The organism is Xanthomonas sp. A1809 (assembly GCF_017746015.1).
In the GTDB taxonomy this organism is placed as follows: domain Bacteria; phylum Pseudomonadota; class Gammaproteobacteria; order Xanthomonadales; family Xanthomonadaceae; genus Xanthomonas; species Xanthomonas euvesicatoria.
In genome coordinates this window covers 65998-90287 of record NZ_JAGHWZ010000010.1, presented here as the reverse complement: position 1 = coordinate 90287, position 24290 = coordinate 65998, and the positions used below count along the sequence as shown (strand labels likewise).

General features: G+C 65.2%; 23 protein-coding genes. 9 read left to right on the top strand and 14 right to left on the bottom strand.

Annotation, left to right across the window (positions count from 1 at the left end; translation table 11 throughout):
• Nucleotides 1–6: 6 nt before the first annotated feature.
• The 3 genes from J7396_RS14740 to ubiE form a co-directional block, all read right to left on the bottom strand.
• Nucleotides 7–1953 carry a M1 family metallopeptidase gene (locus J7396_RS14740; RefSeq protein WP_209261658.1) on the bottom strand — a complete coding sequence of 649 codons (1947 nt, stop codon included), beginning with the start codon at nucleotides 1951–1953 and terminating at the stop codon, nucleotides 7–9.
• Between the two features lie 120 nt (nucleotides 1954–2073).
• Nucleotides 2074–2964, bottom strand: a complete 891-nt coding sequence (locus tag J7396_RS14735) for a GGDEF domain-containing protein (protein WP_008577298.1) — start codon at nucleotides 2962–2964, stop codon at nucleotides 2074–2076.
• A gap of 190 nt (nucleotides 2965–3154) precedes the next feature.
• Nucleotides 3155–3916 (bottom strand): bifunctional demethylmenaquinone methyltransferase/2-methoxy-6-polyprenyl-1,4-benzoquinol methylase UbiE, encoded by a 762-nt coding sequence (gene ubiE, locus J7396_RS14730; protein WP_008577300.1) that lies wholly within the window; start codon nucleotides 3914–3916, stop codon nucleotides 3155–3157.
• Nucleotides 3917–4003: 87 nt separating this feature from the next.
• On the opposite strand from ubiE, the gene J7396_RS14725 reads away from it, so the two are divergent.
• The 4 genes from J7396_RS14725 to J7396_RS14710 all read left to right on the top strand — a co-directional run bounded on the left by J7396_RS14725 (nucleotide 4004) and on the right by J7396_RS14710 (nucleotide 7807).
• A complete protein-coding gene (locus tag J7396_RS14725) occupies nucleotides 4004–5656 on the top strand; it encodes an MFS transporter (RefSeq protein ID WP_011346316.1) in 1653 nt (550 codons plus the stop codon).
• Entirely contained in the window at nucleotides 5653–6741 is a 1089-nt protein-coding gene (locus tag J7396_RS14720) for an HlyD family secretion protein (RefSeq protein WP_228734608.1), read from the top strand. Before J7396_RS14725 ends, J7396_RS14720 begins: the two co-directional genes overlap by 4 nt.
• Nucleotides 6742–6854: 113 nt before the next feature.
• On the top strand, nucleotides 6855–7355 hold the full coding sequence (locus tag J7396_RS14715; RefSeq protein WP_209261657.1) for a GNAT family N-acetyltransferase: 501 nt from the start codon (nucleotides 6855–6857) through the stop codon (nucleotides 7353–7355).
• On the top strand, nucleotides 7352–7807 hold the full coding sequence (locus J7396_RS14710; RefSeq protein ID WP_008571705.1) for a nucleoside deaminase: 456 nt from the start codon (nucleotides 7352–7354) through the stop codon (nucleotides 7805–7807). The genes J7396_RS14715 and J7396_RS14710 overlap by 4 nt, the downstream gene beginning before the upstream one ends.
• A 200-nt stretch (nucleotides 7808–8007) precedes the next feature.
• On the opposite strand, the gene hslU is transcribed toward J7396_RS14710, so the two are convergent.
• From hslU to J7396_RS14670, 8 genes are all read right to left on the bottom strand, one after another.
• Complete coding sequence (hslU, locus tag J7396_RS14705; RefSeq protein ID WP_029818597.1) at nucleotides 8008–9375, bottom strand: ATP-dependent protease ATPase subunit HslU; 1368 nt, start codon at nucleotides 9373–9375, stop codon at nucleotides 8008–8010.
• Between the two features lie 100 nt (nucleotides 9376–9475).
• Complete coding sequence (gene hslV, locus J7396_RS14700; protein ID WP_005997221.1) at nucleotides 9476–10027, bottom strand: ATP-dependent protease subunit HslV; 552 nt, start codon at nucleotides 10025–10027, stop codon at nucleotides 9476–9478.
• 196 nt (nucleotides 10028–10223) lie between these two features.
• The gene (gene xerC / locus J7396_RS14695; RefSeq protein ID WP_014089311.1) at nucleotides 10224–11141 is read right to left on the bottom strand and encodes a tyrosine recombinase XerC; all 918 of its coding nucleotides are present in this window, start codon (nucleotides 11139–11141) and stop codon (nucleotides 10224–10226) included.
• Nucleotides 11142–11321: 180 nt separating this feature from the next.
• Nucleotides 11322–11993 carry a DUF484 family protein gene (locus J7396_RS14690; RefSeq protein WP_011346312.1) on the bottom strand — a complete coding sequence of 224 codons (672 nt, stop codon included), beginning with the start codon at nucleotides 11991–11993 and terminating at the stop codon, nucleotides 11322–11324.
• Nucleotides 11990–12844 (bottom strand): diaminopimelate epimerase, encoded by an 855-nt coding sequence (gene dapF, locus J7396_RS14685; RefSeq protein ID WP_008571699.1) that lies wholly within the window; start codon nucleotides 12842–12844, stop codon nucleotides 11990–11992. Before dapF ends, J7396_RS14690 begins: the two co-directional genes overlap by 4 nt.
• Nucleotides 12834–13088, bottom strand: a complete 255-nt coding sequence (locus J7396_RS14680) for a lipoprotein (protein WP_008571698.1) — start codon at nucleotides 13086–13088, stop codon at nucleotides 12834–12836. Before J7396_RS14680 ends, dapF begins: the two co-directional genes overlap by 11 nt.
• A gap of 56 nt (nucleotides 13089–13144) precedes the next feature.
• Nucleotides 13145–13543 (bottom strand): YbaN family protein, encoded by a 399-nt coding sequence (locus J7396_RS14675; RefSeq protein ID WP_057681162.1) that lies wholly within the window; start codon nucleotides 13541–13543, stop codon nucleotides 13145–13147.
• A gap of 366 nt (nucleotides 13544–13909) precedes the next feature.
• Nucleotides 13910–15982, bottom strand: a complete 2073-nt coding sequence (locus J7396_RS14670) for a S9 family peptidase (RefSeq protein ID WP_127172406.1) — start codon at nucleotides 15980–15982, stop codon at nucleotides 13910–13912.
• A 144-nt stretch (nucleotides 15983–16126) separates the two neighbouring features.
• On the opposite strand from J7396_RS14670, the gene J7396_RS14665 reads away from it, so the two are divergent.
• Complete coding sequence (locus tag J7396_RS14665) at nucleotides 16127–17311, top strand: pyridoxal phosphate-dependent aminotransferase (RefSeq protein ID WP_209261656.1); 1185 nt, start codon at nucleotides 16127–16129, stop codon at nucleotides 17309–17311.
• Nucleotides 17312–17554: 243 nt separating this feature from the next.
• On the opposite strand, the gene J7396_RS14660 is transcribed toward J7396_RS14665, so the two are convergent.
• Together J7396_RS14660 and J7396_RS14655 are read right to left on the bottom strand one after the other, a co-directional pair.
• On the bottom strand, nucleotides 17555–19648 hold the full coding sequence (locus J7396_RS14660; protein WP_209261655.1) for a prolyl oligopeptidase family serine peptidase: 2094 nt from the start codon (nucleotides 19646–19648) through the stop codon (nucleotides 17555–17557).
• 67 nt (nucleotides 19649–19715) lie between these two features.
• Nucleotides 19716–20027 (bottom strand): hypothetical protein, encoded by a 312-nt coding sequence (locus J7396_RS14655; RefSeq protein ID WP_014089304.1) that lies wholly within the window; start codon nucleotides 20025–20027, stop codon nucleotides 19716–19718.
• Nucleotides 20028–20395: 368 nt separating this feature from the next.
• On the opposite strand from J7396_RS14655, the gene J7396_RS14650 reads away from it, so the two are divergent.
• The 3 genes from J7396_RS14650 (at nucleotide 20396) to J7396_RS14640 (ending at nucleotide 21705) form a co-directional block, all read left to right on the top strand.
• Entirely contained in the window at nucleotides 20396–20965 is a 570-nt protein-coding gene (locus J7396_RS14650) for a lipocalin family protein (RefSeq protein ID WP_008574341.1), read from the top strand.
• Nucleotides 20966–20997: 32 nt separating this feature from the next.
• Nucleotides 20998–21339 carry a hydroxylase gene (locus J7396_RS14645; protein WP_209261654.1) on the top strand — a complete coding sequence of 114 codons (342 nt, stop codon included), beginning with the start codon at nucleotides 20998–21000 and terminating at the stop codon, nucleotides 21337–21339.
• Nucleotides 21340–21426: 87 nt separating this feature from the next.
• Nucleotides 21427–21705: a hypothetical protein gene (locus tag J7396_RS14640; RefSeq protein WP_136733534.1), complete on the top strand. Its 279-nt coding sequence runs from the start codon at nucleotides 21427–21429 to the stop codon at nucleotides 21703–21705.
• Between the two features lie 157 nt (nucleotides 21706–21862).
• On the opposite strand, the gene J7396_RS14635 is transcribed toward J7396_RS14640, so the two are convergent.
• A complete protein-coding gene (locus J7396_RS14635) occupies nucleotides 21863–22828 on the bottom strand; it encodes a YafY family protein (protein WP_005916857.1) in 966 nt (321 codons plus the stop codon).
• Between the two features lie 570 nt (nucleotides 22829–23398).
• Between J7396_RS14635 and J7396_RS14630 the strand changes: the two genes are divergently transcribed.
• Entirely contained in the window at nucleotides 23399–24199 is an 801-nt protein-coding gene (locus tag J7396_RS14630; protein WP_008574344.1) for a DUF481 domain-containing protein, read from the top strand.
• Nucleotides 24200–24290 lie beyond the last annotated feature (91 nt).

Sequence of the window (24290 nt, the reverse complement as noted above, 5' to 3'; positions counted from 1 at the left end):
CTGCCCTTACGGCTGCGCCGGCGGTGCCGCCTTGGCCTTGGCGATCATCTCGGCCACCGATGCGGTGGTGATCGGGTGGTAGCTGGGCTTGGCCTTTTCGAAGGCCTGTTCGGCGAACGCGATGCCGTCGGGCGTCTTCAACAATTCGGCGTAGATCGGCAGCACCAGCTTGCGGCGGCCGACGCGTTCGATGAACTCGCCCGCGGCAGCGCGCGCATCGGTGTAGCCGCTGCGAATGGCCAGCGGATACCAGCGCATGGCGATCTCGCCATTCGGCGTGCCGGTGAAGTGGTACGCCTCATCCAGCTGCTTGAGCTGCTCGGGCTTGAGCGTGGCGCCCATGCCGCTGAGGAAGTGCACCCATTCCTGCGTGCCCCACTCGCTGGTGACCTGCTTGTTCGGCAAGGTGCCGCTGCCGCTCCAGGCGATGCGTGCGGTATCCACGATCGAAAAGCTGCGCGAGCGCGCCTTGGCGGCGAAGGCCGGAATGCCCGGCTGCTTCAGCCACGCATCCACTTCGGCTGCGCTGACCGTGTTGGGATGCTTGTCCAGCAGGTTCTTCTTCAGGTAATCGACGAACTGGTCGGTGGTGGCGCTCTGGAAGGCATGATCGTCGAACCAGCCGCGCAGGAACGGGTCGAATACCTCGCGGCCGAAACGCTGCTCCAGGAACTGCAGGAACCACGCGCCCTTGACGTAGGCAACCTGGCTCAAGGCCTCGTCAGGGTCGCGCTGGGCCAGCGGCGGCAACTCCAATACCTGGTCGGCCGGCGGCATGTCTTTGACTTCGGCCAGCAAATCGCCCTGGTCGATTTCGCGCTCCATCTCGGCCATCTCGTTGCCGTACAGCGCCTCGGTGATGCGGCCCTGCACGTAGGTGGTGAACCCTTCGTTGAGCCAGATGTCCTTCCAGCTGGCATTGGTCACCAGGTTGCCCGACCAGCTATGCGCCAGTTCGTGCGCGACCAGCGAGACCAGCGACTTGTCGCCGACGATTACGGTAGGCGTGGCGAAGGTCAGGCGCGGATTTTCCATGCCGCCGAACGGAAACGACGGCGGCAGCACCAGCATGTCGTAACGGCCCCAGCGATAAGGGCCATACAGTTTTTCGGCGGCACCGATCATCTTTTCGGTGTCTTCGAATTCCTTGGCGGCCTTGTCGGCCATGGCCGGCTCGGCCCACACGCCCGAGCGCGCAGAAATCGGCTTGAACACCACGTCGCCGGCGGCGATCGCCAGCAGGTAGGACGGAATCGGCTCGGGCATCTTGAAGCTGTAATCGCCGTCGCGTGCCGCCTTGGGGTCGTTGTCGGCGCTCATCAGCACCATCACGTCCGGGCGCGAGGTGACATGCGCGCTATAGGTGAAGCGCACGCTCGGGGTGTCCTGCATCGGCACCCAGCTGCGCGCGTGAATCGCCTGCGATTGGCTGAACATGAAAGGCAGTTGCTTGCCTTCGGTCATCGACGGCTCCAGCCACTGCAGGCCCGAGGCGGTGGGTGCGGTGTGATAGGTAATCACCACCTTGCCCGGCTGATTCGGCGCTTCGATGGTGAGTTTGCTACCGAAGGTCTTGTCGGCCGGTGCCAGGGCGAACTGCAGCGGCGACAGGCCGCCCTTGCCATCGTCCGCCTGTACCTGCGCAATGCTCAACTCGCGCGTATCCAGCACCAATTGTTTGGCGGCCTTGTCCTTCCACTCCAGCGTGTAGGTGGCAGTGCCGCCGATCTGCTTGGCATCGAAATCCAGCTTCAGGTCCAGCGCCAGGTCCTTGATGACCACCAGCTGCGGCTGGGCGTAGGAACTTTCGTCGTGGTTGCGGGCGTCTGCTTTCACGGGGGCCTTGGCAGTGGCGGCCGGCGCGGTGGGGGAGGCCGACGGCGTGGAGTCATTGGAACAGCCGGCCAGCGCGATGGACACGGCCAGGGACAGCGACAGGAACGGGAAGCGCATCGACGGCACCGCAGCAAGGAGAATGAGGCATTTTAACGCCCTGCGCCGCAGCCTGCCCGTGCCATCGGTGGCCATGCGCGCGATGGCCTGCCACGCGCTGTCGCAACCGGCTTGCCCAGGTCAGGCCACCGGATGGCCGCGCGGGGCGTCGTGCCCGTCGCGCACCAGACGCCGGCCGCCGGAGAACTTGGCGCGGTACATCGCCGCATCGGCGCGGCGATACAGTTCGGTGGCATCCAGCCCTTGTTCGCACACCGCACTGCCGGCGCTCACATGCAGCGGCGCCTCGTCGGCATCTTCGCGCTCGAGCATCGAGAGCCATTGGTTGAGCTTGAGCGTGGCGTCGTCTTCGCTGGCATGGATGCCGATCAGGAATTCGTCGCCGCCCCAACGCCCGACCCAGTCCTGCGCGCCCAACCAGCCGTACGCCGAGTTCACCAGACGCACCAGCACGCGGTCGCCAGCCAGATGGCCGAAGCGGTCGTTGATCTGCTTGAGGTTGTCCATGTCCAGCACGAACAGCACGAACGGCCAGCCTTCGCGCTGGGAGGCGATCACCGAATCGCGCATCGCCTGTTCGCAGCCGCGCCGGTTCAGCGCTTCTGTCAACGGGTCGAACAAGGCGTGTTTCTTGAGATCGCGCATGCCGGCATCGATGCCGCGCAGGCTGCGGTTGATGCCGCGCAACAGGCGGCCCAATTCATCGTCACCCTGTTCGGGAAGCGTAGGCAGGCGTTGATCGGCGTAATACGAATCCAGCGCATCGGCAGCGATGCGCAGCGGCGCCAGCAGCCGGTACAGCGCGACCAAGGTTAGCGCCGTGCCGGCCAGGGTGGCCAGCAATGCCACGATCACCACCGACCACAGCGGGCGCCCGTCCAGTTCGCTCTGCGCTGCCAACCAGGCGATCAACAACAGCAACGGCAGATGGATGCCCAGGAAGGTCACCGCCAGCAGTTTGGCGCTGAAGGAGCGGGGAAACACGCGCGAGAGCCCGGCGTACAAGCGCATCCAACACTCCGGCAAAAGAGCGTTTAGTGTCGCCGAGAGCGTGTGGAGCCAACGCGACGGAAGTCTCAGAACTTCGCTGGTGTATCCATGTGCGACACCGCTTCCACGCCACGCGCGATCCCGTGCACGCGGCGGGCGAGCGCCAGCGCACGCTACGCGCGCCGACGCCAACCAGGCTGAAACGACCTGCTTAGATCTTGTAGCCGGAGTGGATGGCCACGATGCCGCCGGTCAGGTTCTTGAAGTGGCAACGCGCAAACCCGGCCTCGCCCATCATGCCCTTGAGCGATTCCTGAGGCGGATGCTTGCGGATGCTTTCGGCTAGGTACTGGTAGCTATCGGCATCGCGCGCGAACAGCTGGCCCAGCTTGGGCAGGATCTTGAACGAGTGGAAGTCGTAGATCGGCTTGAACCACTCGGCGGTGACTTCGGAAAATTCCAGCACGCGCGCCTGGCCGCCGACCTTCAGTACGCGGTACATCTCGCGCAAGGCGGCGTCCTTGTCGGTGACGTTGCGCAGGCCGAAGGAAATGGTCACCAGGTCGAAACTCTGGTCCGGGAACGGCAGCGCTTCGGCATTGCATTGCACGTAGTCGAAACCGGACACCAGCCCGCGGTTGGTCAGCCGGTCGCGGCCCACCGACAGCATGCCGGCATTGATGTCGCCCAGCACCACCGCACCTTCATTGCCCACGCGCTCCTTGAGCAGCACGGCGATGTCGCCGGTACCGCCGGCCAGGTCCAGCACGCGGTCGCCTGGCTTCACCTGCGCGGTCGCCACGAAGTAGCGTTTCCATGCGCGGTGCACGCCCAGGCTCATCAGATCGTTCATCAGGTCGTAGTTACGCGCGACCGAGGTGAACACTTCGCCGACCAGCTTCTGCTTGTCCTTGGCAGCGACATCGCGAAAGCCGAAATGGGTGGTACCGGAGGTATAGGGGGATTCGCTCATGGCTGGATTATCGCACTGCTGACGCCGCCATGACCGCAACCGGACCACAATCGCGTTTTCACCTGCGACCGGCCCTGCGAGCACTCAGTGCGCGACAAGTACGTCCAGCGCGACTGGCAGCCCCACGAGCGGCCCACCCTGCCCGGGTCGGCCTCCACCCCCCTGCACCCTATCCGGCGGCGTATTCAGTACGGCCTGGTGGGCGCGGTGGTGGCGCTCACCGGAGGGCTGAGCAACGCCCTGGTCACCGCCAACCTGCCCTACCTGCAAGGCACGCTGGGCGCCTATGCCACCGAAATGGCGTGGCTGCCGGCCGCCTATGTGATGACCAACATGTCGGCTAACCTGCTGCTGGTGAAGTTTCGCCAGCAGTTCGGGTTGCGCCGGTTCACCGAAATCTTCCTGGCGCTGTACGCGCTCATCGCCTTCGCGCACCTGTTCGTGCACAGCCTGAGCTCGGCGATCACCGTGCGTGCCGCGCATGGGCTGGTGGGCGCGGCGCTCAGCTCGCTGGGTCTGTATTACGTGATCCAGGCGTTCCCGAGCAAATATCGGCTCAAGGCCGTGGTGCTGGGCCTGGGCATGACCCAGCTGGCGTTGCCGCTGGCGCGGGTGTTTTCCACCGACCTGCTGGAATTTGGCGAGTGGCAAGGCCTGTACCTGTTCGAGTGCGGGCTGGCGGTGTTCGCGCTGGCCTGCGTGCTGGCGCTCAAGTTACCGCCAAGCGACCGGTATCGCGTGTTCGAGCCGCTGGATTTCCTCACCTTCAGCCTGTTCGCCGCCGGCGCCGCCGGCCTGGCCGCGGTGCTCTCGCTCGGGCGCCTGCTGTGGTGGACCAGCACGCCGTGGCTGGGCGTGGTGCTGGCCGCGTCCATCGTGCTGCTGTGCACGGCGGCCTGGATCGAACACAACCGCCGCAATCCGATGATCAACACGCGCTGGCTGGCCAGTGCGGACATGTTGCGGCTGGGGCTGGCGATCCTGTTGATCCGCCTGGTGCTGTCGGAACAAAGCACCGGCGCCATCGGCTTCTTCCAGACGCTGGGCCTGGCCAACACGCAACTGCAGACCCTGTTTGCGCTGATGCTGCTGGGCGCGGTGGTCGGCGTGGCGGCCAGCGCGTGGCTGATCAACCCGGCGCGGGTTGCCGAACATCTGATCATCGCGGTGGCGGCCATCTGTGTGGGCTGCTTCATGGATGCCGATGCCACCAGCCTCACCCGCCCCGAACAGATGTATGTGAGCCAGTTCCTGCTCGCCTTCGGCAGCACGTTCTTCATCGGCCCGGCGATGGTGGCCGGCATCGGCCGGGTGATCGCGCAGCCGGGCAACCTGATCAGTTTCATCGTGCTGTTCGGCATGGCGCAGAACATGGGCGGCCTGCTCGGCAGCGCCCTGCTCGGCACCGTGCAGGTGGTGCGCGAGAAATACCATTCCAGCCAATTGGTGGAACATCTGGCGCTGACCGACCCGCAGGTGGCCGCGCGCGTACAGGCCTATGCAAGCCTGTATGGCCGCAGCATCGGCGACCCGGCACTGCGTCAGGCCCAAGGCGTGCGCACGCTGGGCACGGTCGCCACGCGCGAGGCCAATGTGCTGGCGTACAACGACGTGTTCCTGTTGATCGGCTGTATCGCCATCGCCACCGGCGTGTGGATCCTGTCCGTGCTGCTGTGGCGCCGCTATCTGCGCCCCTCGGTATCGCCCCCTCCTCCTCCTGCTCCCACTGCGCGCCCATGAAGACACCAGCAGATTCCTCCCCGCCTGCCGACCGGCAACGTCGTCGGCGTCGTCGTCTGGCCGGGGTCATCGGCTTCGGCGGGCTTGCCCTGATCGGCGTGGCGCTGGTGCTGTATGCCTGGCGCCTGCCGCCGTTCGTCAGTGCGATCGAACGCACCGAAAATGCGATGGTGCACGGTCAGATCACGGTGATTGCGCCGCAGGTGAGCGGCTATGTCACGCAGGTACCGGTGCAGGACTTTGCGCACGTCAAGCGCGGCCAGTTGCTGGCACGCATCGACGATCGCATCTATGCCCAGCAACTCGAACAGGCCAAGGCGCAAGTGCAGACCGCCCAGGCCAACCTCGCCAACTGGGATCAACAACGCCATAGCGCCGAAGCCACGATCGCCGAGCAGCGCGCGGCGCTGAGCAGCAACCAGGCACAACGCGAGCGCACCCGTTCGGCCTATGCACGGACGCAGCAGCTGGCCAGCCAGCAACTGGTCTCCGAGCAGGACCGCGACACCGCATTTGCCGCGCGCGCGCAAGCCGATGCCGGCGTGGCGCAGGCACGTGCCGCAGTGCAGGCCGCCGAAGAAAACGCCCGCAGCGTGACCGTCAACCGCGCCGCGTTGGAAGCCGCGCTCGCCAATGCGCAGGCCGCCGTGCAGCTGGCACAGATCAACCTGGACAACACGCGCATCCTGGCCCCGCGCGACGGCCAGCTCGGCCAGCTTGGCGTGCGCCAGGGCGCCTACGTCACCAACGGCACGCAGCTGATGTCGCTGGTGCCGGACACGCTGTGGATCGTGGCCAATTTCAAGGAAACCCAGATGGCCAGGATCCGCATCGGCCAGCGCGCCAGCTTCACCGTGGATGCGCTGGACAACGCGCGCCTGCATGGCCGCGTGCAAGACATTTCGCCGGCTGCCGGCTCCGAATTCAGCGTGCTGCCGGCCGATAACGCCACCGGCAACTTCGTCAAGATTGCCCAACGCATTCCGCTGCGCATCAGCGTCGATCCGGACCAGCCGTTGGCGCCGCGGCTGCGGCCGGGCATGTCGGTGGTGGTGGCCGTCGATACCGACAGCGCAGTCGACTAGGCACAAACCGGTATCCGCGCGTGGGCACCAGTGCCGGCGCAGGTCAGGCAGCCAGTACCCCACACCGGCATGACGTCGCAGCTCAACGGCGGCACTGCCGCTATCATGCAGTGATGCCCGCCATGCCCCTTCCTGCCCTGCACTGGCAGCACCTGCGGTTTGCGCAACTGAACACCACGCAGCTGTATGCGCTGCTGCGGCTGCGCACGGATGTGTTCGTGGTGGAGCAGCAATGCGCCTATCCGGAACTGGATGGCAAAGATACCGATCCGGCGGTGCTGCATCTGCTGGGCACCGCCAATGACGCCGCGTTGGCGGCTTACCTGCGCGTGCTGCCGCCGGGCTTGAGTTATTCCGAACCGAGCATCGGCCGTGTGGTCGTCGCCGCTGCATTTCGTGGCACTGGACTTGCGCATGCGCTGTTAGGCGAAGGCATCCGGTTGGTGCACACGCAGTGGCCGGGTCACGCGATCCAGCTCGGTGCGCAGGCGCACCTGCAATCGTTCTACGCGGCGCACGGGTTTGCACCTGCTTCCGCACCGTACCTGGAAGATGGTATTCCCCATCTCGACATGCTGCGCCCTGCCGGCGCGGCCCCTTTGGAGTTCGCATGATCACCACCCCCGACTACCGCGCATTGCTGGACACCGCCATTACCGAAGCACGCCAGGGCCTGGCCGAAGGCGGCATCCCGATCGGCGCGGCGCTATACCACAACGACGGGCGCCTGCTCGGCTGCGGCCATAACCGCCGCGTGCAGGAAAACGACCCCTCGGTACACGGCGAGACCGACGCATTTCGCAAGGCCGGCCGCCAGCGCCGCTACAAGGACACCATCATGGTCACCACGTTGGCGCCGTGCTGGTACTGCAGCGGGCTGGTTCGCCAGTTCAACATCGGCACGGTGGTGGTCGGGGAATCGGTCACATTCCAGGGCGGCATCGCGTGGTTGCGCGAGCACGGCGTCAACGTGATCGATCTGCAGAGCCAGGAATGCATCGACCTGCTTGGCGGCTATATTTCCGCCAACCCGGATGTGTGGAACGAAGATATTGGCGAGGATTGAGGTCAGCGTCACTGCAGGTGCGTAGCCGTACGCGGTGACAGATGGCAGGCAATGCCACTGCGCAGTGGCGCTGCTGTTTGGCTTGCGTCGCAGTGCTAGTCTGCACCAAGACCTGGCTTGTTCGCAGTGCCTTCTGCAAACAAAAGACCCGCCAATGGCGGGTCTTTTCTAAACCGTTCGCACGTCACCGTGCAGCACCGTCAGAGGATGTAGCGGCTCAGGTCCGGATCCTGCACCAGCTCACCCAGCTGCGCATCCACATAAGCTGCATCGACGGTCACGCTCTGCCCATCGCGATCGGGCGCTTCATAGCTCAACACATCCAGCAGACGCTCCAACACCGTGTGCAGGCGACGGGCGCCGATATTCTCCTGGCGCTCGTTGACCTGCGCGGCAATCTCGGCAAGCCGATCCACCGCGTCAGACGCAAACGTCAATGCCACGCCTTCGGTCTGCAGCAAGGCCTCGTACTGCTTGATCAAGGCGGCCTTGGGCTCGGTGAGGATGCGCACGAAATCGGCCTTGGTCAGCGCGGTCAGTTCCACGCGGATCGGGAAGCGGCCCTGCAGCTCCGGAATCAGATCGCTGGGCTTGGCCAGATGAAACGCGCCGGATGCAATGAACAGGATGTGGTCGGTCTTGACTGTGCCGTACTTGGTGGACACGTTGGAGCCTTCCACCAGCGGCAACAGATCGCGCTGCACGCCTTCGCGGCTGACATCGCCGCCGCTGGAGCCGGCTTCGCCGCGCTTGGCCACCTTGTCGATCTCATCGATGAACACGATGCCATGCTGCTCGCACGCCTCGATGGCCGCAGTGCGCACGTCGTCTTCGTTGACCAGCTTGCCGGCTTCTTCCTCGATCAACAGCGGGCGCGCCGCCTTGATGGTGAGCTTGCGCTTCTGCGACTTGCCGCTGCCCAGATTGGAGAACATCTGCCGCAATTGCTGGCCCATTTCCTCCATGCCCGGCGGGGTCATGATGTCCATGCTGGCGTTCACCGCCACGTCCAGTTCGATCTCGCGCTCGTCCAGCTCGCCGTTGCGCAGCATGCGACGGAACTTGATGCGGGTTTCGTTGTCCTGCGACGAGGGCTCGTTGCGCGCCGCTTCCGGATCAAACCCAATCCCGGCCGCGCGACGTGGCAGCAATGCGTCCAGGATGCGGTCTTCGGCACGCTCTTCGGCCTGATTGCGCACGCGCACCTTGGCCTGCTCGCGATACAGCTTGACGGACGTATCGGCCAGGTCGCGGATGATCTGCTCCACATCCTTGCCCACATACCCCACTTCGGTAAAGCGCGTGGCTTCGACCTTAACGAAGGGCGCATTGGCCAACGTCGCCAGGCGCCGCGCAATCTCGGTCTTGCCCACGCCAGTGGGGCCGATCATCAGGATGTTCTTGGGCATCACTTCGTTGCGCAGTTCTTCCGGCAACTGCATGCGGCGCCAGCGGTTACGCAGCGCGATGGCAACCGCGCGCTTGGCATCGTGCTGGCCAACGATATGACGGTCGAGCTCCTGCACGATTTCGCGCGGAGTCATGGTGGCGGTATCGGGATTTGGCATTAGGGATTTGAGATTCGTAAAAGCGGAATGGGAACGATCGATGGATATCCGGGCGGAGGGAAAGGAGCGCTTTTGCGAATCCCCAATCCCGAATCCCGAATCACAGCTCTTCGACCACCACGTTGCGATTGGTATAGATGCAGATATCGCCGGCAATATTGATCGCTTCGGTGGCGATGGTCTTGGCATCCAGCTCGGTGTGCGCCAGCAGCGCGCGTGCGGCCGACAAGGCGTACGAGCCGCCAGAACCGATGGCGATGATGCCGTCTTCCGGTTCGATCACATCGCCGGTGCCGCTGATGATCAGCGAAGTTTCCTTGTCGGCCACGGCCAGCAGCGCTTCGAGCTTGCCCAGCCGGCGCTCGGTGCGCCAATCCTTGGCCAGTTCCACTGCAGCGCGCGTCAGCTGGCCGTGCTTGTCGAGCTTGGCTTCGAACAATTCGAACAAGGTGAACGCATCGGCTGCCGCACCGGCGAAACCGGCCAGCACCTGGCCCTCGCGCCCCAGCCGACGCACCTTGCGTGCATTGCCCTTCATGACCGTATGGCCAAGGGTGACCTGGCCATCGCCGGCGACGGCGACATGCCCACCACGTCGAACCGAAATGATGGTGGTGGCGTGAACGATATTGGGGTTCTGGCTAGGGTCCATGGATCCTCCGAGGGTTTCCAAGGAGGTGGGGACGCCCATGCCGGGTTCAAGCACGCCGCGACCAGTCGCCGCAGGCAGGGATGGCGGCGCTCACTTGCGAGACAGCAACACGGTTGCACGCGACATGCAGACCGACCTGCGGCAATGAACCGCACGAATCGATGACGCCGGCTGCCGGCTGCTTACAGCTTGGCGCTCACTCTGCAGCTTTCTTGCGCCTGGCACGCGGATGCGCGGCATCGTAGACCTTGGCCAAGTGCTGGAAATCCAGATGCGTGTAGATCTGGGTGGTGGCGATGTCCGAATGGCCCAGCAACTCCTGCACGCCGCGCAGATCGCCGGACGATTCCAGGATATGGCTGGCGAAGCTGTGGCGCAGCATATGCGGGTGCACGTCCTTGAACATGCCCTGGCGCACGGCCAGCTGCTTGATGCGGATCTGCACTGCACGTTGCGAAAGCGCACCGCCGGCACGGCCAGGGAAGACGTGGCTGTCGGCGCTTGCACCACTGTCGCGTCGCCACTCGCGCAAGGCGGCGATCGCGTGCGAGCCCACCGGCACCAGGCGCTGCTTGCTGCCTTTGCCGAGCACCATCACCAGGCCGCTGTCCAGGTCCAGGTCGCGCCAGCGCAACGCGCACAACTCGCTCAGGCGCAGCCCGGACGAGTAGAACACTTCCAGCAGCGCGCGGTCGCGCAGGCCCAATGGCGCATCGGTCGGCACTTCCACCAGACGCACGGCTTCGTCGGCGTCCAGCACCTGCGGCAACTTGCGCGGCGCCTTGGGCGCACGCAGCGCCGCCGCCGGGCTGGCCGAAATGCGGCCATGCTTGAGCAACCAGGCGTAATAACTGCGGCATGCCGACAGGCGGCGCTGCAGGCTCTTTGCCGACAGCCCGCGTCGATGCTCTGCCGCAACGAATTGCCGCAAGTGCGCGCTGTCGAGCTGTGCAGTCTCGCCAGGCACTGCAGCGTCCTGCACGCCAGCTTCGGTCGCCTGCTCGGCCGCCCAGACGACCAGGGCTGCAAGGTCGCGCCGATACGCGTCCAGCGTGTGCGCCGATACTTGCCGCTCGACCTGCAGGTACGTCAGGAACTCGTCGACCGATGACACCTCAGCGCTCCCGATTGCGCGGGGTGACTGCCGTCATCTGCAACACGCGCGCGACGCGCGCGCCCTGCAGGTGCAGACAACGCAGAGACTCGACTGCCAACACCTCACTCTCCCTGCTGCAGAAGCAGCGCCACCACCAGCGCCCCATGTCGCCAACGCCTGTGTGCGCAGCCATGGGCCTCACACGTCGAAGCGCTGCAACGCCACGCTCAACGATTCGCCCATCATGCGCAGGAAGAGCGTGCCCATGCCGGGATAGAACCGGTTGGCATCGCTGCTCCCCACCGCGATCAGGCCGATGCCCGGCAGCGGCAGCAACGCGGTGGAGTGCACCTGCCCCGCTTGTGCGCCGTAAAGCAGCGTGTGTTTTTCAGCTTGCAGGCGGCCGCAGATGGGCTCGCCATCGTTGAGGCAATCGCGAAACGGCGCCAGCCGTGCATCGTCGATTGCGATGGTCTGCAGCCAGTCCGCATCCAGCGCATCGACGGGCTTTAGCAACACCAGCCGCACCAGTTCGCCGTTGAAATCTTCCGCCAGCGAGGCGGCCATCGCCTTGAGCGTGTCGGCCGCGCTGGTCTGGCGCATCAACGCAAGCGTGAGTTGATGCGTGCGCACTGCCAGCCGCTCGTTTTCCTGCGCATTGCTGCCGAGCTCGTGCAGGCGGCGCGAAAGTTCGCGGTTCTTGTCGCGTAGCACTTCCAGCTGGTAGGTGGCCAACGAAGCGGTGGGGCCGTCGTCGCGCGGCACCAGCAAGCTCACCGCCAGATCCGGGAACTGCTTGAGGAAGGTGGGGTGACGTCGCAACCAGGTGGCCACTTCGTGCGCGCCGAATTTGTCCGTGTTCTCGCTCATCGGTTCCATTCTCCATCGAAGACGAACACCGCCGGGCCGGACATGACCACCTGCTCCTGGTCGCCGGGCCAACGAATGCGTAACTCGCCACCGGGCAAGGACACCTGCACATCGCGCTCGACACGGCCGCGTTGCATCAACACCACCGCGGCCGCACAGGCGCCACTCCCACAGGCCAGCGTTTCGCCCACCCCGCGCTCGAACACGCGCAGGCGCACATGCGCGGGGTCGACCACCTGCACGAAACCCACATTGACCGAATCGGGAAACGCCGCGTTCTGCTGCAGCAGCGCGCCTACGCGTTCCACCGGTGCTGCATCGACGCGACCGACTTCGACCACCGCGTGCGGATTGCCCATCGACACCGCGCCAAAGCGCACGGTCTCGCCGTGCACCGGCAGCGCATATTCGTCGCGCGCATGTGCAAACCCGGCCAGCGGAATCTGGGCGGGCTCGAACTGCGGGACACCCATCGCCACCGCGTAGCGGTCGCCGTCGAGGCGCTCGACCGCGTGCGCGGACATTGGGCTGTCGATGATGAAGCGCTCGCCCTGGGCCGTGCCGTCGCGCACCAGCCACGCGGCGACACAGCGTGCGCCGTTGCCGCATTGGCGTGCGGGCGAGCCATCGGAATTCCAGATGCCGTAGGCCGCCACGGCACCTTGGCTGCGCGGTGCCTCGATGGTCAGGATCTGATCGCAGCCCACCCCGAAGTGGCGGTCGGCCAGCTGCGCCGCCAGTGCGGCATCCGGTGGCGGCGTACCGTCGCGCAGGTCCAGCACCACGAAGTCGTTGCCGGCGCCATGCATTTTGGTGAAACGCAGACGCCCGCTGCGACCGTCAGCGCTCATTGCCGCTGCTAGCGGGCTGGTCGGTGGTGGATGCGGGCTTGGTATCGCCATCCACCGGCGCAGGCGCAGGCGTGGACTCGTCCAGCGGTTGCGACGCATCCGCCGGCTGCGGCACCGGCTGGGCTTCCACCGGCACCGGCTTCTGCGGCATCACCAGCGGGCCCTTGTTGCCGCAAGCGGCAAGCAGGAGAAAGGTCGCACCAACCAGTGCGAGACGAACAGACGGTCGGGACATGATGCTCATGGGCCGAAGTATAGCCAGAACGCCGTTATGGCCGTGCGCTCGCCGGCGCGCCGCGTTCAGTGCGCACCTGGCAGCGAGCGCGGCGGTGGCTCGGGGCGCAACCACAGCCAGATCGCCACCACGGCCATGCTGCCGATCGACAGGCATTTGATCCAGAGCACCGGCACGCACCACAGCATGATCGCGGCGCAGACCGTCATGGTCAGCGTCGCCATCCACTTGGCCTTGCGGCTGACTGCCCGGTAGGTCTGCCATTCCACGATCGCCGGGCCGAAGCGCGGATGCGACAGCAGCCAGTTGTGCAGGCGCTCGGAGCCATGCGAGGCCGCCCAGGCAGAGATCAGGATGAAGACCGTCGTCGGCAGCCCCGGGACGAAGATCCCGACGATGCCGGTAACCAGGCTGGCGTAGGCCAGCAACCACCAGGCCCAGCGGAATCGAGTCGGTCGCGTCATGCGCAAATGATACGGCCAGCGCTGCGGTTTGGTGAGTCGGCCCTGCAGCGATGATTCTATCGCTGCAGAAGGGCGCGCTCTGCGCAGCGGGCGGCGTACAGCGCGCGCTGGCCGCCAGATCTGCCGCGTCGCCCCGCCGCGCTGCGGTCAGATACGCAGCCCCAGCCGCAGCGACGCCTGACTGCGATGCCCGGCTCGCTGCAGGGTGAGGCAGCGAACGCAGCGCGTCGATAAGGAAAAACGAAGGCGGTGAGGCGGAAAATGGAAGACGTGCAAGCCGCTCGCATCCCAGCGAGCAGCCAGCTCCCCCCAAGCCATCCGCTCTAACGAATCCCGAATCCCGACTTCCCAATCCCGCCCGTCCAGCTACTTCACGCCCAACTGATCCAGTACGAACGCATACGATTCGGCCAGCTCGCGGTAGCGGCGGAAGCGTCCGGATTTGCCGCCATGCCCGGCTTCCATATTGGTGCGGAACACGATCGGCTGGGTGCCGGTGTTGTCGTCACGCAGCTTGGCCACCCACTTGGCCGGCTCCCAGTACTGCACCTGCGAATCCCACAGGCCGGTGCCCACGAACAGCGCCGGGTACGCCTGCTTGCGCACGTTGTCGTACGGCGAGTACGACAGCATGTACTGGTAATCGTCCTGGGTTTCCGGGTTGCCCCACTCGTCGTATTCGTTGGTGGTGAGCGGAATGCTGGCGTCGAGCATGGTGGTGACCACATCGACGAACGGCACCTGCGCGACCATCACGCGATAGTCCTGCGGCGCCATATTGGCCACCGCGCCCATCAGCAGACCGCCCGCGCTCCCACCGGATGCGGCAACCCGGTCCTTGGCGGCGTAACCTAGCGCGACCAGACCGCGGGTGACATCGATAAAGTCATTGAAGGTGTTTTGCTTGTGCAGCAGCTTGCCGTCGTCGTACCACTGGCGCCCCATTTCCTGGCCGCCGCGGATGTGCGCGATGGCATACACCACACCGCGGTCCAGCAGGCTGATCGCCGGCAGATTGAATGCCGGGTCCATCGACATGCCGTAACTGCCGTACGCATACTGAAACAGCGCCGCGCTGCCATCCTTCTTGAAGCCCTTTTTGTACACCAGCGACACCGGCACCTTGACCCCGTCGCGTGCCGTCACCCACACGCGTTCGGTCACGTACTTGCTGGCGTCGTAGCCGATCACCGGTTGCTGCTTGAGCAACCGGCGCTCGCCGGTCTGGGTGTTGAGCTCGTAGGTGGTCGCCGGCGTGGTCAGCGAGGTGTAGCTATAACGCAGCCAGACGGTATCCGGCTCGGCGTTGACAGATAGACCCATCGAATACGCCGGTTCATCGGCCTTGACGTATTCATGGCTACCATCGCGCATGAGCAAGCGCACACGCTCCAGTCCGCCCGAACGCTCTTCGATGGCGGTGAATCCATCGAACAATTCGAAGTCTTCGATGTAGACGTTGTCGTCGTGCGCCACCCAGTCGGTCCACTGCGTGCGCGTGGTCGCATCGGTGGGCGCAGTGACCAACTTGAAGTTCCTGGCGTCGTCGGCATTGGTGCGAATCACCCAGCGGCCATCGAAATGCTCGGCGTGGTATTCCACATCGCGCTCGCGCTTGGCCAGCACCGTGAAGGTGTCCGGCTTGGCGGCCAGCGCATAGCGGGTTTCCGAAGAAACCGTGCTTTCCACCGCGATGGCGATGTACTTGTCGTCGCGCGTGCGGCCGATGCCCATGTAGAAGCTGTCGTCCTTCTCTTCGTACACCAGCACATCGTCTTTGGACGGCGTGCCGAGCACATGCTTTTTCACGCGCACGGTGAGCAGCGTTTCCGGGTCGTTTTCGACATAGAACAGCGTCTTGTTGTCGTCGGCCCACACCACATTGGCCGAGACGCCTTCCACGGTGTCCGGATAGAGTTCGCCGGTGTCCAGGTTCTTGAAGCGGATGGTGTATTGACGGCGGCCAACGGCATCGTCGGCCCAGGCGAGGATGCGGTTGTCCTGGCTCACTGCGGCATCGCCCACGCTGAAGTAGCCCTTGCCCTGCGCCATCTGGTTGACGTCTAGCAGGATCTGTTCCGGCGCCTCCATGCTGCCCTTGCGACGCGCCTGGATCGGATAATCCTTGCCGGTCTCGAACCGCGTGTAATACCAATAGCCGCGCTCGCGATACGGCACGCTGGCATCGTCCTGCTTGATGCGCCCGACGATCTCGGTGTACAGCGCTTCTTCCAACGGTTTCAGCGGCGCCATCACCTTGTCGGTGTAGGCATTCTCGGCGTCGAGATACGCCAGCACCGCCTTGTCTTCGCGCTTGTCGTCGCGCAACCAGTAATAGTCGTCGTTGCGGGTCGCACCGAACGGCGCCTTGACCACATGCGGGTGCTTGGCGACGTCTGGCGGCGACGGAAGGGCGGCGAAGGCAGGGGATGTGGTCATCAGGCTGGCGATCAGAAGAGTGAGGACGGCTTCATCAGATTGGGGTCCATTGGATGAACGCAATGCCATCCCGGCACCGGAGTGTGGAAGAGCCCCTTGTCGGGCGCCATGTGTCCTGGGTCATGCTGGTCTATCATCGAGCCAATGGATTCCACACTTCCGTACGCAGGCGGCTATAGCCGTCGCAGCCAGGACATCGCCCCGTTTCATGTCATGTCGCTGCTGGCGCGCGCCAATGCGCTCGAGCAGGCCGGCCACGACGTGATCCACCTGGAAATCGGCGAGCCCGACTTCACCACTGCCGCGCCGATCGTCGCTGCCGGCCAGGCGGCATTGGCAGCCGGCCACACCCGCTACACCGCCGCACGCGGGCTGCCGGCGCTGCGCGAGGCGATTGCCGGCTTCTATGCGCAACGCTACGCCTGCAACCTCGATCCGGAGCGGATTCTGGTGACACCCGGGGGGTCTGGCGCATTGCTGCTGGCCAGCAGCCTGCTGGTGGATCCGGGCAAGCATTGGTTGCTCGCCGACCCGGGCTACCCGTGCAACCGGCATTTTCTGCGCCTGGTCGAAGGCGCCGCGCAACTGGTCCCGGTCGGCCCGGACAGCGATTATCAGTTGACCCCTGCGCTGGTGGAGAGCGCCTGGAACGCCGACAGCGTGGGCGCCCTGGTGGCCTCACCGGCAAATCCCACCGGCAGCGTGCTGTCGCGCACGCAACTGGCTGCGCTTTCGCAGGCGCTGCATGCGCGCGGTGGCCATCTGGTGGTCGACGAGATCTATCACGGCCTGACCTACGGCCTGGACGCGCACAGCGTGCTGGAGGTGGACGATGGCGCGTTCGTGCTGAACAGTTTTTCCAAGTACTTCGGCATGACCGGCTGGCGGCTGGGCTGGCTGATCGCACCGCCCGACGCGGTGCCGGAATTGGAAAAGCTTGCGCAGAATCTCTACATCAGTGCCTCGACAATTGCCCAGCACGCCGCACTGGCCTGCTTCACGCCCGAGAGCATTGCCCTCTTCGAAGCGCGCCGCGCCGAGTTCCAGCAGCGTCGCTATTACCTGCTGCCGGCATTGCGCGCGCTGGGGTTGGAGATCGCAGTCGAACCGCAAGGCGCGTTTTATCTGTATGCGGACATCAGCCGGTTTTCAAATGATGCGCAGGCGTTTTGCGCGCATTTCTTGGAAACCGAACATGTTGCGTTCACGCCCGGCATCGATTTCGGCCACTACCGCGCCAATCACCATGTACGCATTGCCTACACGCAAAGCCTGCCGCGTCTGCAGCAGGCGGTAGAGCGGATTGCGCGTGGGTTGAAGCGGTTGTAGTGGGCTGCGTGACCCGCAGTGCGCTGCACGGACGTTTTGCGTAAGGCGCCGACGCCTTGCGCATTGCGTAGCGCGCGCGTTCTCCACTACGCACCCGCTGACCGCCAACGCCATCGGCAAGGCCAACATCGCGCACGCTCGGGCATGTTGACTCACGACAAAACCCTCTGACGACACGAGGCCGCTGCAAACTGCCAGCGGCCTCGTGTCGCGCGACGCATCATGCCGCATGTGGACGGCGCCTCAGTCGGCCAACCGCTCCCACAGGAAGCTGTACGCCAGCGCGGCCATATGCGCGGCCTGCGCGTTGTTGGCCGCACCGCCGTGGCCGCCTTCGATGTTCTCGTAGTAGGTCACGTCCTTGCCGGCCTCGATCATCTTGGCGGCCATCTTGCGCGCGTGGCCGGGGTGCACGCGATCGTCGCGCGTGGAGGTCAGGAAGATCACCGGCGGATAGGTCTTCTTCGCATCGAACAAGTGATATGGCGAGAAGGTCTGGATGAACTTCCAGTCGTCGGTGTCCGGGTTGCCGTATTCGGCCATCCACGAGGCGCCGGCCAGCAGGTGGCTGTAGCGCTTCATGTCCAGCAGCGGCACCTGCACCACCACCGCACCGAACAGCTCCGGATACTGGGTGAGCATGTTGCCGGTCATCAGGCCGCCATTGCTGCCGCCCTGCACGCCCAGATGCTTGGTCGAGGTGATCTTGCGCGCCACCAGATCCTTGGCCACCGCGGCCATATCTTCATACGCCTTGTGGCGGTTCTGCTTGAGCGCGGCCTGGTGCCAGCGCGGGCCGTATTCGCCACCGCCGCGGATATTGGCCACCACGTAGACGCCGCCCTTCTCCAGCCACGCGCGCCCCAGGCCACCGGAGTAATTGGGCGTCATTGAAATCTCGAAACCGCCGTAGCCGTACAGCAGGGTCGGCGCGCTGCCGTCGAGCTTCAAGGTCTTCGGGCGTACCAGGAAATACGGCACGCGGGTGCCGTCCTTGCTGGTGGCGAAGTGCTGCTCGATGGTGTCCTTGCCGGCATCGAAGAACGCCGGCATGGTCTTGAGCGGCTGCGGCGCAGAGCCCACCTCCACCCACGACAAGGTGGTGGGGGTCAGGTAATCGGTGACGGTGAGCCACAGCGCGTCGCTGTCGTCGCTATCCACCGCGCCGACATCCACCGTGCCGAAGCTCGGCGCACCGACGAACGCGCTCTTTTTCCAGCCATCACGCGAAGGCGTGATCACGCTCAGACGGTTCTTGACGTCTTCCAGCACGTTCAACACCAGATGCGACTTGGTCCACGCCATGCCGGCCAGCGAGGTGGTGTCGGTGGGTTCGAACAACACATCGAAGTTGCGCTTGCCGGCCATGAAATCGTCGAAACGCGTGGCCAGCAAGGTGCCGGGTTTGTAGGTCTTGCCACCCACCGTCCACGGCTCGCGCAGCTCCAGCGTCAGCCACTGGCGCTTGACCGACTTGCTGGCCGAATTGGGCACATCCACTTTGACCAGCTTGCCGTCGGCGCCCTTGAGATACAGCTCGTCGTTGTAAAAGGCCAGCGTGCGGCTGACGAAATCGCGCTCGAAACCGGGCGTGTCGTCATGCATGGCCGCGATGTACATATCGGTCGACTTGCCTTCGTACACCACGGTCGCAGCAGTCAGTGGCGTGCCGCGCTTCCACTGCTTGGCGATGCGCGGGTAGCCGGAGCTGGTCATGCTGCCGGCGCCGAAATCGGTGAACACGTAGACGGTGTCCCGGTCGATCCAGCCCAGCCCGCCCTTGGACTCGGGGCGGAAGAAACCGTCCTTGACCCATTGCTTGCTGCCCAGGTCGAACTCGCGCGTGACATCGGCATCGGCACCGCCGCGCGACAACGCGATCAGGCAGCGCTGGTAGTCCGGGCGCAGGCAGTCGGCACCGTGCCACACCCAGTTTTCGCCTTCGGCCTTGTTGAGCGCATCCAGGTCCAGCACCGTTTCCCACTTGGGCGAAGCCTTGCGGTACTCGTCCAGCGTGGTACGCCGCCACAGGCCGCGCTCGTGCTGCTTGTCCTTCCAGAAGTTGTAGTAGAACGCGCCGATCTTCTGCACGCCGGGAATCTTGGCGTCCGAATCCAGCACTTCGCGGATGCTGGTTTCCATCTGCTTGAACGCCGGCGTGCTGGCCAGCCGCGCCTCGGTCTTGGCGTTCTGGGTCTTGACCCAGTCCAGCGGCTTGGCGCCAGTGACATCTTCCAGCCAGGCGTAGGGATCGTTGGACACGGGGGGTTCCTCTGCAGAGACGGCGCCAGCGGTGATCAGGCCGGCAACCAGGCAGATCGAGGCGAACTTGGGCATGAATGTTTCCGGAAACACGAATGCCCGGAACGTAGCACAGCGCCCCGCCAGCCAACCCTGCCGAAGGTCAGGCTGCGCGCGCCTGTGTCGCCGTACGCGAAGCGCTGCGCCGGCGCTGGGCCTGCGGGCCACGCCGCCGGGGCGCAACACGGCGCGCGCCACGCGTTGCCAACGAAGGCAGGGCAAACCGGTGCAGGCTCCACCACGCCAGCATCGGCATGCCGACCAGCCACAGCGGCAACCAGCCGATCCACTCGCTGCTGCCTCGCGCGGCCGGCCAGACCAGCACCAGGGCCAGCCCGGCCAGGGCGATCTGCCGCACCGGGCGCAGCACGCGCGGGTCGGGACGTTCGGAACGGGAAGCAGGACGATGCGACATGGCGGCACTCCGTGGCAGGAAGGATCACAACAGGCGCGCAGGATTGCCGCAGCCCATCTCACAGGCTGCGACCTTGACGCGGGCATCCTGCGGGGCGCGATTGCGGGCGCCTGCCCAGGCGCGTCACCGGCCTCCACGCGTGCTGCTGACCCCTGCAACGTCGGCGCGCGGCACCGGCCCGACGCCGCGCGGCGCAGCCAGCGGGTCGATCGCGGCGCCAGCGCCTGATCGGCGCCCGCCAGCCGGCCCCAGCCGCCCGGCGTCTGCCGCGGATTGCCCGGCTGCCGATGCCAGACGGGACCGTTGACGCGAACTTGCCCCCTGCATGCGGTAGTGTGCTGCTCCGATTGCCTCTTTGTGATGTTGCGATGCGCCTGACCGTTACGATCGCCCTCGCTGTTCTGCTCGTCCTCGGCCTGCCCGTGGCACACGCCAAGGACACGTCCGCCACGGAGCCGGCAATCGACTTGTCCAAGATCATGGGCACCTGGTACGTGATTGCGCGCATGCCCAACGCGGTCGAGCGTGGCCACGTCACCAGCCGCGACGAATACACCCTGGTCGAAGACGGCAAGGTGGCGGTGCGCTATCTGTACCGCGACGGGTTCGGCGAACCGGAAAAGCAAGTCAATGCGCGCGCCTCGGTGGATGCCGACAGCGGCAACCGCGACTGGCGCGTGTGGTTCTACAAGGTCATCCCGGCCAAGCAGCGCATCCTGGAGATCGCCCCCGACGGCTCGTGGATGCTGATCTCCTACCCGGGCCGCGACCTGGCCTGGATCTTCTCGCGCAAGCCGGACATGAGCCGCGACCAGTACCGCATGCTGGTCAACAAGATGCGCGACGACTATTCCATCTATACCGACAAACTCAAGCGGGTACCGCAGCTGCGCGAACAGGTGGACCGCCTGGGCTTTGAAGTGCCGAACAAGCGCTAGCACGATCGGACGTCATCCGTTGGAGGTGTGGCTTGAAGGTTCAGTACTTGGAGATCGTTACCTGCAACACGGAGGAGGTCTGTGCCGCCTACGCGGTGCAGGGCGCCGAATTCGGCGAGCCGGTACCCGAGCTGGGTAACGCCCGCACCGCATACCTGGCCGGCGGCGGCATCGTCGGTGTACGCGCACCTCTGCGCGACTCGGAACGGCCCGTTGTTCGCCCCTACTGGCTCGTCGAAGACATCGAATCGGCTGTTTCGGCCATCGTGGAGGCAGGCGGCACGGTCGCAGTCCCACCGATGGAACTTCCCGGCCGGGGTCGATGTGCCATCTACCTGCTCGGCGGAAACGATCACGGCCTGTGGCAGCGCTAGCTCCTGCGATCGTGCCTGTCGCGCGGCCTGGCAATTCGTCCAAGGCGACGCCGCGTCGCGGCTCGGCTAACCGAGGTATCAGGCCCCATGACGGAGCAAACCACAACTGACAGCATCGGCCTGGTCGTTCGGGTCGGTACGCGCGTCCAGGTCACGCATCTCCGCCAGTCCACTGTCTGCCACCTGCCGCAACTGGAAAGAGACCGGCTTCTCTCGATGCTCGGCGAAACGTTCGAGGTTTACGAGGTGGATCGGTGGGGACAGGCCTGGGTAGAGCAGCAGTGGCATCAGGGTGAGGATTTGGTTGACTTCCACTGCCTGGGCTTGCAGCCGCAGCAGATGCTCGCGGTGCAAGATGGGGCCTGAGACGTCATAAGGCCGAATCCGCTTCGCACCTCGGCCACTTCAGGCCTTGGGCGCCATTGATCGCATCTGCGCCTACCAGGGCTGATGCAGCTTCCAGACGCGTGCACGTGCCTGCCGCAACTGCGGCCCTGCCGTATGCGTCAACTGTCTACCACGCTCAGTCGTAATTGCTCAGCGCCAGCGACAACAACGCCTTGGCCTGCTCGCGCAGCGACATGGGCTCGACAATTTCTGCGTCCGAGCCGTAGTGCAGCACGTCCATCAGCAGTTCGCGCGAGTTGCTGTAGGGCAACTTGAGCTCGTAGCGGCCATCGGGCAGAAAGCGGCCCTGCTGCTTGGAATGCCAATGTTCGTCGGCAACCCAGCGCGCGGCCTTGGAGCTGAACACGATGGTCGCCCACCCCTTGGGCGCCCCGGAAAAAATGCCGTAGCTGGCGGCAAGCTGCTCGTCCAGTTCGCTGTCGGGCACATCGCGCGGCGCCGCATCGAGCAGACGCGCGTGGTTGATGCGGTCCACCGCAAAGCTGCGCACGCCGTCGCGACCGTGATCCCACGCGTCCAGATACCAGTTGTCGCGGTAATGGGTAATGCGCTGTGGCGACACCGTCCGCTTGGTCGATTCGTCGGTGGAACGCGCACGGTAGTCGAAGCTCAGCTGCTTGCGCTCCAGCACGCCGGAGGCCACGGTGCGGAAGCTGGCTTCGTCCAGCTTGCGGCCGCGATGTGGAATGACCCGCACCCGATCCACTGGCCACTGCGAGACGCCGGCCTGGGCAGCCAGCAGTCCTTCGATGCGCTGCTGCAGCGGTGCCAGCATCGAAGACAACACTCCGCCGCCGGTGCGCGCGAGCAGCTGTTGCGAGGCCAGCAGCGCGTGCAGTTCTTCCGAACTCAGCCACAGGCCGGGCAATTCGAAGCGGTCGCTTTCGCCGGAGAGATAGCGAAAGCCCGATTCGCCGTCGCCTTCCACCGGTGCCATCAGCGCGTCGCGCAGAAACGCCAGATCGCGGTAGACAGTCGCGCGGGAACAGCTCAGCTCGTCCTGCAGCCGCGCCACCGTGACCGGGTAACGTGCCGATTTGAGCAAGCGATGCAGGGAGTTGATGCGTTCGTAGCGGTCCATGCGTCGATTATGTCCGAGTCTTTGCGTGGCGGGGTGAGCATCGCGATGTGACGGCTGGCAGACAGCGGCAAGCGCCCGGAGGATGTGCGATGCAGCGGCCTGGTCTGTTGGGTCGGTCCCACAGCCACTGCGTGCCGGGGTCGTGCGCGCGGTCGCGCAGGCCCCGGGTTGGCAGGCATCGCCGGTAGCGCTGACACGCGACCCGCGCGGGCCGCTGAGGCTCCTGCCACTTGGCTGGCCAGAAGTCCTGATGACATCGCCAGGCCGCCTGCCATGCGCACGCGCACCCGCGCAGGTCGCTGCGGTTCACGCCCGGCATTCGCCCCGAACCACCATTCATTCCCCTGACAACGACCTCGCAGGTCGCTCCAGCCACTGCGACCACATCGCCGACCGCTTCAAAAATCGCCTTTCATCGCCGCACCCGTCTGCAGGGCCGCTCCGGTCCATGCCGCCTTCGGCGTCCCAACCGGCAATGAAGCGGATATTCACTTGGCGATGACGTCACCGCACAGTCCGTTATCATGAAATCGCTTCCACCCCTCTCCCGCCTTCCAAAGCGAGCTGCCCATGTCCCGCCGTGTCCCGTTGTCTGCCCTGTTGCCGCTGTTGTTGATCACGCCCTCCGTCTGGGCCCAGGCAGTCGCACCGGCGCCGGCAGACCCGGCCGCCGTGGTGCTGCCGTCGCCCTGGAGCGGCAGCAGCGGCGAGCTCGGCTACGCAGCGGCGCATGGCAACAGCACCACCGACAGCCTCAACGGCCGCGTGCGCCTGCGCTACACCGACGGTGACTGGATCCATAGCCTGGATGCCACCGCGTTGCGCTCGAGTTCGGAATACACCAACACCAACGACGACGGCAGCACCACGCGCGAGCGCCAGACCACCGCCGAGCGTTACACCGGCAGCGTCGGCAGCGCACTGCAGCTGGGCGAACACCGCCAGCTCACGGCCACCGGCCGCTACGAACACGACGACTTCGCCACCTACGACCGTCTGGCCACCTTCGGTATCGGCTACGGCACGCGCCTGATCGACGCCGACCGCTTCTACCTGGATGCGCAGGTGGGACCGGGTGTGCGCCGCGCGCACAATAGCGACGAAGACCGTAACGAAACCGGGTTGATCGGCCGCGGCCTGTTCGACCTGAAGTACACCGTCACCGACAACACCGATCTGATCAACACGCTGCTGGTGGAATCGGGCGAGTACAACACCTATGCGCAAAACGACTTCGGCGTGCAGGTCAGCATGAACTCGCACTTTGCATTGAAGGCGGCGTGGCAGATGCGTCACAACAGCGACGTCAGCGACGGCGACAAGAAGACCGATACGCTGACCACGGTCAATCTGGTCTACACGTTCAAGTAAACAACCGCGAACGGTAGGAGCGGACCTGGCCGCGAGGGCGTTCCCGATAAAGCCTCTCGCGGCCAGGGCCGCTCCTACGAAGAGCGGGCGC

Coding starts and splice junctions, on each gene's coding strand:
- J7396_RS14740 (WP_209261658.1), bottom strand. CDS start 1,953: ATGCGCTTCCCGTTCCTGTCGCTGTCCCTGGCCGTGTCCATCGCGCTG.
- J7396_RS14735 (WP_008577298.1), bottom strand. CDS start 2,964: ATGCGCTTGTACGCCGGGCTCTCGCGCGTGTTTCCCCGCTCCTTCAGC.
- ubiE (WP_008577300.1), bottom strand. CDS start 3,916: ATGAGCGAATCCCCCTATACCTCCGGTACCACCCATTTCGGCTTTCGC.
- J7396_RS14720 (WP_228734608.1), top strand. CDS start 5,653: ATGAAGACACCAGCAGATTCCTCCCCGCCTGCCGACCGGCAACGTCGT.
- J7396_RS14715 (WP_209261657.1), top strand. CDS start 6,855: ATGCCCGCCATGCCCCTTCCTGCCCTGCACTGGCAGCACCTGCGGTTT.
- J7396_RS14710 (WP_008571705.1), top strand. CDS start 7,352: ATGATCACCACCCCCGACTACCGCGCATTGCTGGACACCGCCATTACC.
- hslU (WP_029818597.1), bottom strand. CDS start 9,375: ATGCCAAATCCCGATACCGCCACCATGACTCCGCGCGAAATCGTGCAG.
- hslV (WP_005997221.1), bottom strand. CDS start 10,027: ATGGACCCTAGCCAGAACCCCAATATCGTTCACGCCACCACCATCATT.
- J7396_RS14690 (WP_011346312.1), bottom strand. CDS start 11,993: ATGAGCGAGAACACGGACAAATTCGGCGCGCACGAAGTGGCCACCTGG.
- dapF (WP_008571699.1), bottom strand. CDS start 12,844: ATGAGCGCTGACGGTCGCAGCGGGCGTCTGCGTTTCACCAAAATGCAT.
- J7396_RS14680 (WP_008571698.1), bottom strand. CDS start 13,088: ATGAGCATCATGTCCCGACCGTCTGTTCGTCTCGCACTGGTTGGTGCG.
- J7396_RS14675 (WP_057681162.1), bottom strand. CDS start 13,543: ATGACGCGACCGACTCGATTCCGCTGGGCCTGGTGGTTGCTGGCCTAC.
- J7396_RS14670 (WP_127172406.1), bottom strand. CDS start 15,982: ATGACCACATCCCCTGCCTTCGCCGCCCTTCCGTCGCCGCCAGACGTC.
- J7396_RS14665 (WP_209261656.1), top strand. CDS start 16,127: ATGGATTCCACACTTCCGTACGCAGGCGGCTATAGCCGTCGCAGCCAG.
- J7396_RS14660 (WP_209261655.1), bottom strand. CDS start 19,648: ATGCCCAAGTTCGCCTCGATCTGCCTGGTTGCCGGCCTGATCACCGCT.
- J7396_RS14655 (WP_014089304.1), bottom strand. CDS start 20,027: ATGTCGCATCGTCCTGCTTCCCGTTCCGAACGTCCCGACCCGCGCGTG.
- J7396_RS14650 (WP_008574341.1), top strand. CDS start 20,396: ATGCGCCTGACCGTTACGATCGCCCTCGCTGTTCTGCTCGTCCTCGGC.
- J7396_RS14640 (WP_136733534.1), top strand. CDS start 21,427: ATGACGGAGCAAACCACAACTGACAGCATCGGCCTGGTCGTTCGGGTC.
- J7396_RS14635 (WP_005916857.1), bottom strand. CDS start 22,828: ATGGACCGCTACGAACGCATCAACTCCCTGCATCGCTTGCTCAAATCG.
- J7396_RS14630 (WP_008574344.1), top strand. CDS start 23,399: ATGTCCCGCCGTGTCCCGTTGTCTGCCCTGTTGCCGCTGTTGTTGATC.